Below are 14,832 nucleotides of genomic sequence, written 5' to 3'. Positions count from 1 at the left end.
CCGGTTCGCTCGCTACGCTCGCTCACGCCGCCGCCTCCAGGATGTCGGTGGCCGGGTTGCAGTAGTCGGCCTCGTGCGCGGCGACCCCGTCGAGGCCCTTGCCCCGGTCCGCGGGCCGCTTCATGATCCCGAAGGTGCCCTCGGCGATCGCCGTCAGCAACGTCTGCTCCCCGATGCGTTCCAACAGGTCCAGCGCCTCACCGAGGACCTGGTTGGCGCGGCGGCGGATGAACCCGCCCGGCGCCGGCACGAAGTCCTCGTGCAGCCCACCGGCCGCGCCCAGCACGTAGCGCACGTTCTGCAGGGCGATGTCCCGATCCGACAACCACGGTGTCACCACCGCCTCGGTCATCATCCCCACCAGCAGGATCCCCTGACCGGTCAGCGCACCGGCCAGGTTGAAGAACCCGTCGAGCAGGTTGCCCCGGAACACGTCACCGGTCATGTGTTTCGTCGGCGGCATCCACTTCAGCGGCGCGTCCGGGAACAACTCCCGGGCCAGCAGGGCGTGCGCCAACTCCAGCCGGAACGACTCCGGCACCTCCGGGTTGATCTCGAACGCGTGGCCCAGACCCAACTGCCAGTCCGCCAACCCCGCCTCGTGCGCGAAGAACTCGTTGAGCAGCTGCGACACCGTCACCGTGTGCGCCTCGTCGACGGCGTCGGCGGTGGTCAGGTAGTTGTCCTCACCGGTGTTGATGATGATCCCGGCGCGGGCGTGCACCTGCCGGGAGAACCGCTGGTCGACGAACGTACGCACCGGGTTGATGTCGCGGAACAGGATCCCGTACATCGAATCGTTCAACATCATGTCGAGGCGTTCCAACCCGGCCAGGGTCGCCATCTCCGGCATGCACAACCCCGACGCGTAGTTGGTCAACCGCACGTAGCGTCCCAACTCCTTCGACGACTCGTCCAACGCCGCGCGCATCAACCGGAAGTTCTCCTGCGTGGCGTACGTGCCGGCGAAACCCTCCCGGGTCGCGCCCTCGGGCACGTAGTCCAGCAGCGACTGCCCGGTGGAGCGGATCACCGCGATCACGTCCGCGCCGGCCCGCGCCGCCGCCTGCGCCTGCGGAATGTCCTCGTAGATGTCGCCGGTCGCCACGATCAGGTAGATCCACGGCCGCTGCTTCGGGTCCCCGTGCCGCTTGATGAGCCGGTCCCGTTCGGCGCGCCGCCGGTCGATGCGCCGGATGCCCGCGCCGACCGCCCTGCGCGCCGCCGACCGGGCCGCCGTCGCGGCCCGCCCGGTCGGCTGGGTGAACCGCACCGACCCGGCCGCGGCCTTCTGCGCCAGCAACGTCACATCGGTGATGCCCTCGCGGGCCAGGGCGTCGAACACCGGCACCGCCACCCCGTGACCCAACCCCACGTCCGCGGCGACCGCGTCGACGAGCCGGTTCACCCACGGGATGCCGTCCGGGTCGGCGCCGCTCACGCCGGCCAACCGCAGCACCGCCCGCTCCACCGACACGGTGGTGTGGCTGCGAGCCAGGTCCACCACCGGCTGCCCGGCCCGACGCGCCAACTCCCGCGCCCGCGCCACCAACACCGGATCAAGATCAAGCTTGCCGGTCACGCCACACCGCTCATCTGCTCGCTCACGACGACCCTTCCTCGTAGATGACCTCACCGCGCAGCACCAGACGCCGACACACCGGCAGCGGCGTCGGGTCGTCCGGACCCCACTGCTCCGGGTCCTCGGCCAGCAACACCGGCAGACCCCGCTGCACCCCCGCCGGTGTCGACCACACCGCGAACGTCGCCGGCGCACCCAACGCCAGAACCCCCTCGACATCCAGGTGCACCGCCCGCCACCCACCCCGGGTGTGCGCCGCGAACGCCGAGCGCACCCCCATCCGCTGCGCCGGGTTGTGGTGCGCCGCCGCCGCCCGCACCGACCCCCACGGGTCCAGCGGCGTCACCGGCGAATCCGACCCGAACGCCAACGCCACCCCCACCGAGTGCATCGCACCCATCGGGTTCGACTCCAACGACCGGTCCAACCCCAACCGCGCCTCGTACATCCGACCCGCGCCACCCCACAACCGGTCGAACGCCGGCTGCATGCTCGCCACCACCCCGTACTCCACGAACCGCGCGATCAACCGCTTGTTCATGATCTCCGCGTGCTCGATGCGGTGCCGGGCCGCCCGCAACCGCTCCACCCCCACCGTCCGCGCCGCCGCCGCGAACCCGTCCAGGACCGTGCCGATCGCCGCGTCACCGATGGCGTGGAACCCGCCCTGCAGGCCGTGCGCCGCACAGTCCAGCAGGTGATCGCGGACCTGCTCGGCGCTCAGGTACCCGTGCCCGCACCCGTCACCGTCGCCGTACGGCTGCGACACGTGCGCCGTCCGCGACCCCAACGCCCCGTCGGCGAACAGGTCCCCACCGGCGCCCACCGCACCCAACTCCCGGGCCCGCGCCGCGCCACCCAGCTCACCCCAGTACCCGTACACCTCCGGCAACCCCGCCCCGGAGATGCCCAGCAGACCGGTGAAGTCCTCCTCGTCGGAGATCTCCGGACCACCGCACTCGTGCACCGCCGCGATGCCCAACGACGCCGCGTGCGCCAACGCCACCCGCTGCGCCGCGACCCGCTGCGCCCGACTCACCGACCCCTGCGCGGCCGCCCGCACCACATGGTGCGCGTCGCGCCGCAACCACCCCGACGCGTCGTACCCGGCCTCGGTCGCCGCCTGCGGACACGCCGCCAGCATCGCCGAGGACACCAACGCCGAATGGATCGACGCCTGCGACAGGTACACCCGCCGGCCACCGGCCGCCCGGTCCAACGCCGCCGCGTCCGGCAACGTCGGATCCGACCAACCCGACTCGTCCCAGCCGTGCCCCAGCACCACCGCGTCCGCCGGCAGACCCGCCGCGAACCCGGCCACCGCGTCGAGCAGCTGCCCGGCCGAGCGCACCCGCGACAACTCCAGCCCGGACAACGCCAACCCGGTGTCGGTGGCGTGCACGTGCGCGTCCACGAACGCCGGCGTCACCAGCGCCCCACCCAGGTCCACCACCCGGTCGGCCGACGGCGCGTCACCATCGGTGCCCAACCAGGCGATCCGCCCACCGGACACCAGCAGCGCGGTCGCACTCGGGTCGGCGGGGCAGTGCAGCACGCCGCCGCGATACAACGTCGAGGGGTTCGTCATGACCTCAGTCTGCCGCGACCCGCGCCGCGAACAGCTGACGCACCCCCGGCTCGGCCCGCAACAACCCCAACGCCAGCTCCGCGTGCCCCGGCACGTACCCGTTGCCGACCAGCATCGTCACGTCCGCCGCCAACCCCTCCGCACCCAACGCCGCAGCGGAGAAGCTCGTCGCCATCGAGAAGAAAATCACCGTGCCGCCGTCCGCGGTGGCCAACACCGCCCCGTGCTCACACCCCGGCACGTCCACGCAGACCACCGTCACGTCCGCCGGGGCACCCAGCGCGGTGGTCACCGCCGTGGACAACCCCACCGGGTCGCGGGCGTCTGCCAACGCCACCACCGACGCCAGACCGGCGGCCGTCAGCGCGTCGCGCTCCGCCGCCACCGGCACCACCCCGACGGTACGGGCGGCGCCCGCGCGCCGTGCCGCAGCCAGCGACAGCGACCCGCTCTTGCCCGCTCCACCGATCACCGCGACCCGCACCGGCGACGGGTCACCGGCGCGCCGCCGGTCCTCGACGTAGCGCGACACCACCCGGGCGGTCAGCGCGGGCGCCCCGCACACGTCCAGCACGGCCAGGGACAACTGCGGGTCCTCGTCCTCGGGCAGCACCGCGGCGATGGACCGCGCGAACAGGATCGCCCACCCGTCGCACGGCACCTGCTCGCTGCGCCCGTCCCAACGGGCCAACCCGTCGGTGATCACCAACGGCGTCAACGTCAACGACACCAGGGTGGCGACCCGCTGGCCCGCCCTGAGCCCCAACGGGGAGCGCCGACCGGCCTCCTCGACAGTGCCGATCAACATCCCACCCGACCCGGTCACCGGGTTCTGCATCTTCCCCCGGGTCGAAATGATCTCCAGTACCTCGGCGCGGACCGCGTCACTGTCACCGCCGTGCTTCTCCGACAACTGCCGGAAGCTCGCCGCGTCCAGGTTGAGCCGCTGCACCCGGATCCGTACCTCGTTCGGCGCGATCACCGCCGACGTGTCCAGCCGCCAAGCCGCCTGCGGCAGCACCCCCGCCGGTTGCACGACGCGGTGCAGTCCCACCGGTGACGTCACGCCGACCTCCCCCTGTCCAGCCGCCCGAAGCCCCGGTCAAGGCTCGCGTAACGGGAAAACTTACGGCAGACTAGTTTCTGTACCGAATATTTTCCAGTAGCCTTCGGGCTTCGATGATCAGCCGCACCACCGAGGAGGGGCCGTGACCCACACCATCCCGCACCCCCGTCACGCCCCGGTCGCCGCACCGACCGCCGGGCAGCCCTACGAATACCACCGCCGCCCCCTGGTCGAACCGGACTGGACCCGCTTCCCCGGCTGGCGCCACATCACCCGCGACCAGTGGGAATCCGCCCAGTGGCAGCGCGTCAACTGCGTCAAGAACATCAAGCAGCTCCGCACCGTCTTCGGCGACCTGATCGACGAGACCTTCTACGCCGACCTCGAGGCCGACCAGAAGGCCCTGGCCACCATGTCCATGCTGGTGCCACCCCAGATGATCAACACGATGGTGCCGTTCGCGACCCCCACCACCGAGGCACTGCTCGCCGACCCCATCCGCCGCTACATGATCCCGGTCGCCTCCGACCGCCGCACCGACTGGCCCTCACACCCCTACGCCAGCCGCGACAGCCTCCACGAACACGACATGTGGGTCGCCGAAGGGCTCACCCACCGCTACCCCACCAAGGTCCTCGCCGAGCTGCTCTCCACCTGCCCCCAGTACTGCGGGCACTGCACCCGGATGGACCTCGTCGGCAACTCCACCCCCGCCGTCGACAAACTCAAGCTCACCCTCAAGCCCGTCGACCGCTACGACGCCCACATCGCCTACCTCAAGGCTCACCCCGGCGTCCGCGACGTGGTCGTCTCCGGCGGCGACGTGGCCAACGTCCCCTGGCGCAACCTCGAGTCGTACCTCATGCGCCTGCTGGAACTGGAGACGGTCCGCGACATCCGGCTCGCCACCAAAGCCCTCATGGGCCTCCCCCAGCACTGGCTGCAACCCGACGTCGTCGAAGGCCTGGAGCGCGTCGCCCGCACCGCCGCCCGCCGCGGCGTCAACCTCGCCATCCACACCCACGTCAACCACGCCCAGTCGCTCACCCCACTGGTCGCCAAGGCCGCCCAGACCGCCCTCGACGTCGGCGTCCGCGACGTCCGCAACCAGGGCGTCCTCATGCGCGGCGTCAACGCCACCACCCCGGAACTGCTCGACCTCTGCTTCGCCCTGCAAGGCGAAGCCGGGATCCTGCCGTACTACTTCTACATGTGCGACATGATCCCCAACGCCGAACACTGGCGGGTCCCGGTCTGGCACGCCCAGCAGCTCCAGCACGACATCATGGGCTACCTCCCCGGCTACGCCACCCCCCGGATCGTCTGCGACGTCCCGTTCGTCGGCAAGCGCTGGGTGCACATGCTCACCGACTACGACCGCGAGCGCGGCATCTCCTACTGGACCAAGAACTACCGCACCTCCATCGAGTCCGCCGACCTGGAGGCGCTCAACAAGCGCTACGCCTACTACGACCCGATCGACACCCTCCCCGAGGGCGGCCAGCAGTGGTGGAACGACCACCGCGACGACTGACCCACCAACGGCGACACCCCCGAGCAGACTGCCCGGGGGTGTCGCCGTTCCCGTCACCGGCAGCCCAGGGCCTCGACGTACCCTGTCGGCGACGTCCCCGCCGCGACCTCGTCGGCGTACCTCCAGAACACCTCCGGCCAGTCACCGGCCTGATCCATGTCCCGCAGCACCCGCCAGCCGTGACTCCCCCGCAGCGCCTCAGCGGCCTGCCGTGCCGCCTCCTCATCCCCGCTCGCTGTCGCCCGCCGCCACTGCTCAATCCACCCGCAACCCACCCGGGACGTCACCCCCACGCTGAACTGGTACGAGTCGCTGACCCCGATCTCCTCCAGCGCGGCCATATCGAACCCCGGCGGCAACGGCACGTCGGCGAGCACCTTCGCCGCCCGCTCCCGCACCGGCACGACCATCTCCGCCGGAAGCACCGCCAACCACGTCCGCGCATCCACCCGAACGATGGCCGCGAGAACCCGGTCCAGGTCCTTCCGCGACCAGTTCTCGGAGGACTTGATCTCCACGACCAGGTCGTCGCGGGGACGCAACAGCACCGTGAAATCACCGCTGAGGCTCTGAAACACATCAGCCGGCCAATCGTCCACCCGCACCGACCTTCCCGGCCCCGTCTCGCGCTGATTGGCATACCGGTCCGCGTACACGGACGCCGGATACCAGTTCATCTCCAGTTCCCGCGCACCCCGGCGAAACCTGACAGTGCCATAGTCCTGGGAAAACTCGGACAGCGCCGCCACCGTCCAACCGGTCTGGTCGACCAGTAACCGCGGGCTCCTCTCCGCCGCCTCCACCGCCGACGGCGGAAAAACGGCCCCGGCTCGCGCACCCGCGCTGACGAGCGGCGAGACCGCGTCGTCCTCGCCCTGCCCCCGCAACACCATGGACGCCGGCACGATGCTCACGAGCACAGCCGCCGCCGTCATGACGCCCGCGAAGCGACGCACCCACAACCGCCGCGGCGCCGACCCGACGGTACGCCGAACCAACGACTCGGACACGATGTCCTCCAGAAGGGTCTGCTTCACCCCACCGAGGTCCCCCAACATCCCGAGCCCACCCGGGTCGGCATCCCGAACCAGCTGGTCGGCACGCTCCTCCGTGCTCATCAGTCCTCCTTGCGGGTGGATGCGGTCAGTACGTCGAGTACATGTCCGGGCGGCCCCGGATCGTCGCCGACCAACGCCCGCAACCTCACCCGCGCCCGCGACAACCGGGTCCGGACCGCCGCGGCGGACACGCCCAGCACCGCGGCCACCTCATGCGGCTGCAGCCCCTCCCACACCGTCAGCATCAGCACCTCCCGGTCCATCTCGGCCAGACCCGATAGGGCCGCCCGAACGGCAAGCCGCTCCGGCACCTCACTGCCCGGATCGGTCACCGACGCGGCAATCTGCTGGCGTAACCGCTCACCGAGGCGCTGCCGGCGAACACCCCCACGGTGATGATTCGCCAGCACCCGCCGCGCGACCCCGTACAGCCACAGCCGGGCCGCACCGGCAACCGGAATGTCCTGCCGGCGACGCCACGCCACCAGGAAGGTCTCCGCGACCACGTCCGCCGCGTCCTCCGGATGCGCGACCCGCCGCAACGCGTACGCCAACAGCGACTCGAAATCCTCGGCGTACGCCCGCCGGAATCGGTCCTCGTCCTGCTCTGTCCCGGGGCTCACACCCACTCCATGTCCGGTGCGCCCCCAACCGTGACAGTCCACAGGCACTCCCCAGGAGAATCACCAACCCGCGAATGCCGTGCACCGCCTGCGGCTAGCGTCCACCACCATGGGACACCCGAGGACAGCGCCCGAAACGGGCACGGCCGACGGGGTCACGCTCGACGAAGTCTTTTTCGACGTCGTGTTCGTGCTCACCGTCACCCAACTTGCCAGCGCCCTCGAAACCCACAGCAACTGGGCTGGATTCGGAAGCAGCGCCCTGATCTTCGGCCTGCTCTGGTACCTCTACACCGGCTACGCCTGGCTCAACAACCACCTGCCACCCCGACGGAACGCCACCAGGCTGATGCTCTTCACCGGCATGGCCGGCTTCCTGCTCACCGCCGTCGCACTACCCGACGCCCTCACCCACACCGGCGCTCTCTTCGCCCTCGGCGAATCCGTCGTCGCCATCGGCATGGGCGTACCGACCGAAGATCTCACCGCCGGAAAGGCCGCCGCGATCGTGCTCGCCCTCGCCCTACCCGTCGCCCTGTGGTGGACGTACTTCACCGACACGCGACCCGCCGAAGCTGCCCTCGCCGCCGCCGCACCGGCCACTCGCACCCGGCTGGCAGCCCGCGCCTACGTCCTCCCCCACTTCCTGTTGCTGATCGGGGTCATCGCCACCGTCAGTGGCCTGCACGCCGCCGTCGCCCATCCCGATGAGCCAGCTACCCCCGGTGCCGCCCTCGCCCTCAGTGGTGGCGTCGCGCTCTACCTGATCGGCATCACCGCCACCCGCCGCGCCCTGCGACTCCCCCTCCCCCTCAGCCGACCCACCACCGCGCTAGCGGCGCTGGCAACCACCGCCGTCGGCCCTGCCCTGGCCGCCCCCGCCCAACTCGTCGCCGTCACCGGCGTCGTGGTGCTCATGCTCGTGACCGACACCCTGCGCGCCTAAATCGACGTCAGCGCACCGGTCAGGCCTCACCCAGTACCTCGGACAACGGCGCCGGCACCAGCCCTCGCTTGCGCAACCCGGCCAGGATGTGCGGCAACGCCTCGTCGGTCATCGCCGCGTTCGCCTCGGTCACATGCATGATCACCACGGATCCGGGGCGGACGTGGTCCAGCACCGCGCGCACCAACGGCTTCCACGCGGTCGCGAACGGATCACCGCTGACCACGTCCCCGTCGACAACCGTCACACCCAACGGCGCCAACGCCTCCAACGCCGCCGCGTCGTGGCAGAGCCCCGGAAAGCGGAAGTAGCGGGTCTGCCGACCCCCGTACGGCTTGATCACCTCGAAGGTCTTCGCCACGTCCCGGGCCAGTTCGTCGACCGGCAGTGCGGGCAGGTCGTAGCAGTCAGTGGTGAACGCCGCGTGCCCGTAGGTGTGGTTGGCCAGTTCGAAGCGCGGGTTGTCGGCGATCCGCCGGGTCACGTCCGGATAGCGCCGCACCCACTTTCCGGTGAGGAAGAACGTCGCCGGCACCTGCTCCCGTTCCAGCAGGTCGAGGATGTGCAGGTTGGCGTACGACTTCACCCGACCGGCCCGCAGACTGGCAAGCATGGCGTCGGTCATGTCCGCGTCGAAGGTCAACGCGACCTTGTTACCGGTCCGCGGCCCGTTGTTCACCACCGGCGCCCTGGTGCCGGTCGGCGTCGCGCCCGGCACCGAGGCAACCGCCGACGGCGACGGGACACCGGCCGACGGAACAGCCGGGTCGGCACCTGCGGACGGCCCCACCGAAGAGGCAGCGACCGACGGCGCGACCGACGGCGCGGATGGGTTCGACGACGCGGACGAGCCGACGAAGACCGGCTGGCCCGAGGGAGGCACCCGGGACGCTTCACACCCGGCACCGCCAAGAATGGCCGCCACGACCAGTACGCCAGTTAACGGGCGAAGCCCAGATCGGATCACGCCGCAGATCATCGCAAACGCGAAAGCCGTTCACTGCCCCCTGCGGTGTCGTCGTGAACGCCCACAGCACGACGGGTCCCCGGGCGCATCGCCGCCCGGGGACCCGCGAACCGCTCAGGTCACTTCGTGAACGAGTCCTTCACGTTGCGACCCGCGTCCTTGACGTTCTGACCGGCCTGCTTGGCGCGCGCGTCGCTCTGCTGGCTGGCGCCCTCGCCACGCATCCGCTCGTTGTCGGTCATATCGCCGACGCGCTCCCTCGCGGCGCCGGCCATCTGCTCAACCTTGTTCTTTGCCTTCTCGGTGAAGCTCATCGCGCCTCCTCGGTCTGGCGGTTGTCCTGGCTCGTGTGCCCGGTCTCCGGGTGCTGAAACCGGTGGTACCGGTTGCCACACCCTGTAAGGCGTCCTAGGAAGATAGGTTGTGGTGGGGTCGACTGTCGGGGCAGTCCCACGATGGTTAACTGGCCGCATGGGAGAGCTCCTGCTGATCCGGCACGGCGAGACCACCTGGAGCGCCAGCCACCGGCACACCTCGTACACCGACCTGGAGCTGACCCCCGACGGCGAGCGACAGGCCCGCACGCTGGCCGCGTTCCTGGCCGCCCGACGCTTCGTCACCGTGCTGGCCAGCCCCCGCTCCCGGGCGCTGCGCACCGCGCAGCTGGCCGGGCTCACCGTCGACAGCGTCGACGAGGACCTCAGCGAGTGGAACTACGGCGAGTACGAGGGCCGCACCACCGTCGACATCCACGACGACGATCCGCACTGGAACATCTGGACCGACGGCTGCCCCGGCGGGGAGTCCCCCGCGCAGGTGGGCCAACGCCTCGACCGGGTGCTGGCCCGCGTCACCCCGCTGCTCGACCGGGGCACCGTCGCGCTGGTCGGGCACGCGCACAGCCTGCGGGTGCTCGGCGCCCGCTGGATCGGCATGCCACCGTCCGCCGGTGGGCGGCTACGCCTGGACACCGCCACGGTCAGCGCGCTCGGCCACGAACACGGCCGGCAGGTCATCCTGCGGTGGAACCAGCCGGCTCCTCCGGCGCCCGGGACCGCGACCGACTCGGTGCCGCAGCGGTGATCTTCGGCGGCCGGTTCTCGTACGGCGTGGACAACACCACGGTCGTGCGGGTGGTGACGTTCGCCGAGGTGCGGATCTCCTGCAGCACCCGCTCCAGGTCGGTGGGGCTGGCCACCCGCACCAGCAGCAGGTAGAAGTCCTCCCCCGCCACCGAGTAGCACGAATCGATCTCCGGCAGGTGGGCCAGCCGCTCCGGGGCGTCGTCCGGCTGCGACGGATCGAACGGCCGGATCGCCACGAACGCGGTCAGCGGCAGATCCAACGCCTCGAACGACACCCGGGCGGCGTACCCCTTGATCACTCCGCGCTGCTCCAGCCGGCGGACCCGCTGGTGCACCGCGGACACCGACAGCCCCACCCGCTCGGCCAGGTCGGTGTACGACAGACGGCCGTCGGCGGTCAGCGCGGCGACAATAGCGCGGTCGATCTCCTCCACGGCGTGCAACCTACCGGGAAAATCGTCGCACGGCGACGCGGTACCTCCGGTGGCGGACCGCGACAGGCCGTGACGCACCCACCGCGACCGCGCCACCGGGCGCCGCCGTCAGCCCTTCGCGAGGGCCCGGGAGATCACCATCCGCTGGATCTGGTTGGTGCCCTCCACGATCTGCAACACCTTCGCCTCGCGCATGTACCGCTCCACCGGGTGGTCGGCCACGTACCCCGCGCCGCCGAGCACCTGCACCGCGTCGGTGGTCACCCGCATCGCCATGTCGGTGGCGAAGAGCTTCGCCTTGGCCGCCTCGATCGCGTACGGGCGGCCGGCGTCGCGCAGCCGGGCCGCCGCCAGGGTCAGCGCGCGGGCGGCGGAGATCTGGGTGGCCGCGTCGGCGAGGAGGAACCCCAGCCCCTGGAAGTCGATGATGGAGCGCCCGAACTGCTGCCGCTCCCGGGCGTAGGAGACCGCGTAGTCCAGGGCGGCCTGGGCCAGTCCGACCGCGCACGCCGCGATGCCCAGCCGACCGGAGTCCAGCGCGGACATCGCGATGGTGAAGCCCATCCCCTCGCCGCCGATCAGCCGGTCCGCCGGCACCCGGGCCTCGTCGAAGGCGATCTGCGCCACCGGAGAGGCGCGCAGCCCCATCGTCCGCTCCGCCGCCTGCGGGGTGATGCCCGCCGTGCCCGCGTCGACGACCAGGCAGGAGATCCCCTTCGGGCCGGGCCCGCCGGTGCGGCAGAAGACGTTGTAGAAGTCGGCCGTCCGGGCGTGGGTGATCCACGCCTTGGTGCCGGAGACCAGGTACGCGTCCCCGTCGCGCTCGGCCCGGGTGCTCAGCGCCGCCGCGTCCGAGCCACCCTGCGGCTCGGAGAGGCAGTACGCGCCCAGCAACTCGCCACCGAGCATGTCCGGCAGCAGCTTGCGCTGCTCGTCGCTGCCGAACGCCGCCACCGGATAGCAGGACAGGGTGTGCACGCTGACCGCCTCGGCGACCGCGAGCCAACGGCTGGCCAGGATCTCCAACACCTGCAGGTACACCTCGTACGGCTGCGCCGCGCCGCCGTACTCCTCCGGGTACGGCAGGCCGAGCAGGCCGGCGCGGCCCAGCGTGCGCAGCACCTCACGGGGGAACTCGGCGCGTTCCTCGAAGGCCGCGGCCTTCGGCGCGAGCTCGCCGTCGGCGAGCTCGGTGGCGAGACCCAGCAGGTCGTGGGCCTCGTCGGTGGGCAGGATCCGGTCGACAGTCATAGCGCGATGAGCTCCGTGGGGGTGGTGTTGAGCCGTTGCACGCCGTCCGTTGTGCAGACGACGATGTCCTCGATACGGGCGCCGTGCCGGCCCGCCAGGTAGATGCCCGGTTCGATGGAGAACGCCATCCCGGCCTCCAAGGGCCGGTCGTTGCCGTCCACCAGGTACGGCTCCTCGTGCCCGTCGAGCCCGATGCCGTGGCCGGTGCGGTGCAGGAAGGCGGGCCCGTAGCCGGCGGCGGCGATCGGCTCCCGGGCCGCCGCGTCGGCCGCCGCGCCGGTGATTCCGGGTCGCACCGCCTCGACGGCGGCGCGCTGGGCGTCGCGCAGCACCGCGTAGTAGTCCAGGAAGTCGGCCGGCGCCGGCCCACCCACCAGATAGGTGCGGGTGCAGTCCGAGCGGTAGCCCGACGGCATCGTGCCGCCGATGTCGACCACCACCGGCTCGCCGGCGCCGATCGGCCGGTCGGAGGTGCCGTGGTGCGGGCTGGCCCCGTTCGGCCCGGCCGCCACGATGACGAAGTCGACGCTGACGTGCCCGGCGGCGCGGATCGCCGCGGCGATGTCGGTGCCGACCTCGGCCTCGGTGCGCCCGGGGCGCAGCCACTCGCCCATCCGCAGGTGCACCTCGTCGATCGCCGCGCCGGCCTCGGCGAGCGCCGCGATCTCCGCCGGGGACTTGCGGATCCGCAGCTCACGCAGCACCTCCCCGGCGAGGCGTTGCGCGGCGTCGGGCAGCGCCGCGCGCAGGCCGAGGACCTGCTCGGCCCACATCCGGTCGGCGAGCCCGACCGCCGCGACCGGGCCGTCGAGGGCGGCCACGACCAGGGGGTACGGGTCGCTGCCGTCGACGTGGTCGACGATGCGCACCCCGGTGTTCGGGGCCGCCTCCGCCGCGGGGCGTTCCAGCCTCGGCACGATCAGGGTCGGCTCGCCCTCGGCGGGCAGCACCAGGCAGGTCAGCCGCTCCCCCGCGTGGGCGTCGTACCCGGTCAGGTACCGCAGGTCGGAACCGGGGGTGAGCAGCAGGGCGTCCAGACCGGCGGCGGCCGTGGCGCGCTGCGCGGCGATCAGCCGATCGGGCGGATACAGCTCGTCGATTCCCACCCCGTCAGCTTAACGGTCGTTTGGGCAAACTCCCTATCGGCTCCGCTCGGCCGGAAATCCACCGATGTTGATTGACTCGGACAGTTAACACTCTTTAAGATTTGGCTGCCTCGAGGCCCACCCGCACCTGCGTCCCGCACTCCCCGCCCGCGACACCCCGCGTGGGCGGGTGTCGTCCCCCGCCCACGGGAAGGCCCCCGATGTCCTCACCACTGCGCCGCGCCCTCGCCGCCGGCCTGCTCGCGCTGGCCACGGCCGGCGCCACTCTGACCGTCACCGCCACCGCCGCGCAGGCCGTGGTGCTGCCGAACAACTTCAAGAGCGTCGGCTACATGCCCTCCTGGGCCGGCAACGTCAACACCATCCAGTACAACAAGCTCACCCACATCAACTACGCGTTCGTGCTGCCCAACAACGACGGCAGCCTGCGCGCGGTGGAGAACCCGAGCAAACTCTCCTCGCTGGTCTCCCAGGCACACGCCAACAACGTCAAGGTGTCGATCGCGGTCGGCGGCTGGAACGACGGCAACGACTCGGCCTTCGAGGCCCTCGCGGCCAACTCCGGCAGCCGGACCACCTTCGTCAACAACCTGGTCAACTTCGTCAACCAGTACAACCTCGACGGCGTCGACATGGACTGGGAATACCCCGACCCGGGCGCCTCGGCCAACAACTACACGGCGCTCATGACGCAGCTCGGCACCGCCATGCACAGTCGCGGCAAGCTGCTCACCGCCGCTGTGGTCTCCGAGGGTTACTCCGTCGACGGCGTGCAGCCGGCCGTGTTCAACCAGGTCGACTGGCTCAACATCATGGCGTACGACGGCGGCAGCCCGCACTCGAACTACGACTGGTCGATCAACAGCGTCAACCTGTGGAAGGCCCGCGGCCTGCCGGCCAGCAAGGCCGTCCTCGGCATCCCGTTCTACAGCCGTCCCGGCTACTACACCTACTCGGCGCTGGTCGCGCTGGACCCGGCGAACGCCAACCGGGACTGCACCACCGCCGGCGGGGCCCAGCAGTGCTACAACGGCGTCCCGACGGTCAAGCGCAAGACGCAGTGGGCCCTCGCAAACGCCGGCGGCGTGATGAACTGGGAGCTGTCGCAGGACACCACCGGCTCGACCTCACTGGTCAGCGCCATGTACGACACGATCATGGGCGGCACCACCCCGCCGCCGACCGGTCGTACCGGCCGGATCACCGGGATCGGCGGCAAGTGCGTCGACGTGGCCTCGGCCAGCACCGCCAACGGCGCCGCCATCCAGCTCTGGACCTGCAACGGCACCAACGCGCAGACCTGGACCGTCGCCAGCGACAGCACGCTGCGCGCCCTCGGCAAGTGCGCCGACATCGCCAGCGGCTCCACCGCCAACGGCGCGAAGGTCCAACTCTGGGACTGCAACGGCAGCGGCGCGCAGGTCTGGCAGGCGCAGTCCAACGGGACGCTGCGCAACCCGCAGTCGAACAAGTGCCTCGACGCCACCGACAACAGCTCCGCCGACGGCACCCGGCTGCAGATCTGGGACTGCTTCGCCGGCGCCAACCAACGCTGGACGCTCCCGGCCTGACGGCACGCCCGCAGGCTGTTG

14 protein-coding genes are annotated in these 14,832 nt (G+C 71.1%); 4 read left to right on the top strand and 10 right to left on the bottom strand.

Annotated features, from left to right (window positions below; translation table 11 throughout):
* Positions 1 to 22 precede the first annotated feature (22 nt).
* The 3 genes from KBX26_RS19840 to KBX26_RS19830 are packed head-to-tail and all read right to left on the bottom strand — an operon-like array spanning position 23 to position 4,224.
* On the bottom strand, positions 23 to 1,582 hold the full coding sequence (locus KBX26_RS19840; protein WP_210866118.1) for a lysine 5,6-aminomutase subunit alpha: 1,560 nt from the start codon (positions 1,580 to 1,582) through the stop codon (positions 23 to 25).
* 22 nt (positions 1,583 to 1,604) lie between these two features.
* On the bottom strand, positions 1,605 to 3,170 hold the full coding sequence (locus tag KBX26_RS19835) for an amidohydrolase (protein ID WP_210866117.1): 1,566 nt from the start codon (positions 3,168 to 3,170) through the stop codon (positions 1,605 to 1,607).
* Positions 3,171 to 3,174: 4 nt separating this feature from the next.
* Positions 3,175 to 4,224 (bottom strand): zinc-binding alcohol dehydrogenase, encoded by a 1,050-nt coding sequence (locus tag KBX26_RS19830; protein ID WP_210866138.1) that lies wholly within the window; start codon positions 4,222 to 4,224, stop codon positions 3,175 to 3,177.
* Positions 4,225 to 4,378: 154 nt separating this feature from the next.
* Between KBX26_RS19830 and KBX26_RS19825 the strand changes: the two genes are divergently transcribed.
* The gene (locus KBX26_RS19825) at positions 4,379 to 5,770 is read left to right on the top strand and encodes a KamA family radical SAM protein (RefSeq protein WP_051708079.1); all 1,392 of its coding nucleotides are present in this window, start codon (positions 4,379 to 4,381) and stop codon (positions 5,768 to 5,770) included.
* A gap of 53 nt (positions 5,771 to 5,823) precedes the next feature.
* Here the strand turns inward: KBX26_RS19825 and KBX26_RS19820 are convergent, their stop codons facing one another.
* Both KBX26_RS19820 and KBX26_RS19815 read right to left on the bottom strand, forming a co-directional pair.
* Positions 5,824 to 6,888 (bottom strand): hypothetical protein, encoded by a 1,065-nt coding sequence (locus tag KBX26_RS19820; RefSeq protein WP_210860272.1) that lies wholly within the window; start codon positions 6,886 to 6,888, stop codon positions 5,824 to 5,826.
* On the bottom strand, positions 6,888 to 7,451 hold the full coding sequence (locus tag KBX26_RS19815; RefSeq protein ID WP_036410537.1) for an RNA polymerase sigma factor: 564 nt from the start codon (positions 7,449 to 7,451) through the stop codon (positions 6,888 to 6,890). The genes KBX26_RS19820 and KBX26_RS19815 overlap by 1 nt, the downstream gene beginning before the upstream one ends.
* A 109-nt stretch (positions 7,452 to 7,560) precedes the next feature.
* Here KBX26_RS19815 and KBX26_RS19810 point away from each other — a divergent pair, with 109 nt between their 5' ends.
* Entirely contained in the window at positions 7,561 to 8,397 is an 837-nt protein-coding gene (locus KBX26_RS19810) for a low temperature requirement protein A (protein ID WP_210866116.1), read from the top strand.
* 19 nt (positions 8,398 to 8,416) lie between these two features.
* Here KBX26_RS19810 and KBX26_RS32785 read toward each other — a convergent pair whose 3' ends face one another.
* Positions 8,417 to 9,115, bottom strand: coding sequence for a polysaccharide deacetylase family protein (locus tag KBX26_RS32785; RefSeq protein WP_245233476.1), 699 nt, complete (start codon positions 9,113 to 9,115; stop codon positions 8,417 to 8,419).
* 368 nt (positions 9,116 to 9,483) lie between these two features.
* Positions 9,484 to 9,678 carry a CsbD family protein gene (locus tag KBX26_RS19800; protein WP_088989634.1) on the bottom strand — a complete coding sequence of 65 codons (195 nt, stop codon included), beginning with the start codon at positions 9,676 to 9,678 and terminating at the stop codon, positions 9,484 to 9,486.
* Positions 9,679 to 9,835: 157 nt separating this feature from the next.
* Here KBX26_RS19800 and KBX26_RS19795 point away from each other — a divergent pair, with 157 nt between their 5' ends.
* Positions 9,836 to 10,447 carry a histidine phosphatase family protein gene (locus tag KBX26_RS19795; RefSeq protein WP_210866115.1) on the top strand — a complete coding sequence of 204 codons (612 nt, stop codon included), beginning with the start codon at positions 9,836 to 9,838 and terminating at the stop codon, positions 10,445 to 10,447.
* Here the strand turns inward: KBX26_RS19795 and KBX26_RS19790 are convergent.
* From KBX26_RS19790 to KBX26_RS19780, 3 genes are all read right to left on the bottom strand, one after another.
* A complete protein-coding gene (locus tag KBX26_RS19790; RefSeq protein WP_030327586.1) occupies positions 10,377 to 10,883 on the bottom strand; it encodes an Lrp/AsnC family transcriptional regulator in 507 nt (168 codons plus the stop codon). The genes KBX26_RS19795 and KBX26_RS19790 overlap by 71 nt on opposite strands.
* 108 nt (positions 10,884 to 10,991) lie before the next feature.
* The gene (locus tag KBX26_RS19785) at positions 10,992 to 12,134 is read right to left on the bottom strand and encodes an acyl-CoA dehydrogenase family protein (RefSeq protein WP_210866114.1); all 1,143 of its coding nucleotides are present in this window, start codon (positions 12,132 to 12,134) and stop codon (positions 10,992 to 10,994) included.
* The gene (locus KBX26_RS19780; protein WP_030327584.1) at positions 12,131 to 13,240 is read right to left on the bottom strand and encodes a Xaa-Pro peptidase family protein; all 1,110 of its coding nucleotides are present in this window, start codon (positions 13,238 to 13,240) and stop codon (positions 12,131 to 12,133) included. Before KBX26_RS19780 ends, KBX26_RS19785 begins: the two co-directional genes overlap by 4 nt.
* A gap of 200 nt (positions 13,241 to 13,440) precedes the next feature.
* Between KBX26_RS19780 and KBX26_RS19775 the strand changes: the two genes are divergently transcribed.
* Positions 13,441 to 14,811, top strand: a complete 1,371-nt coding sequence (locus KBX26_RS19775) for a glycosyl hydrolase family 18 protein (protein WP_210866113.1) — start codon at positions 13,441 to 13,443, stop codon at positions 14,809 to 14,811.
* Positions 14,812 to 14,832: the final 21 nt, after the last annotated feature.

The sequence above is a fragment of the Micromonospora sp. C97 genome (assembly GCF_018070385.1).
Classification (GTDB): domain Bacteria; phylum Actinomycetota; class Actinomycetes; order Mycobacteriales; family Micromonosporaceae; genus Micromonospora; species Micromonospora parva.
Note: the sequence above shows the minus strand (reverse complement) of the source record. Positions and strands in the feature narration are given on the sequence as shown.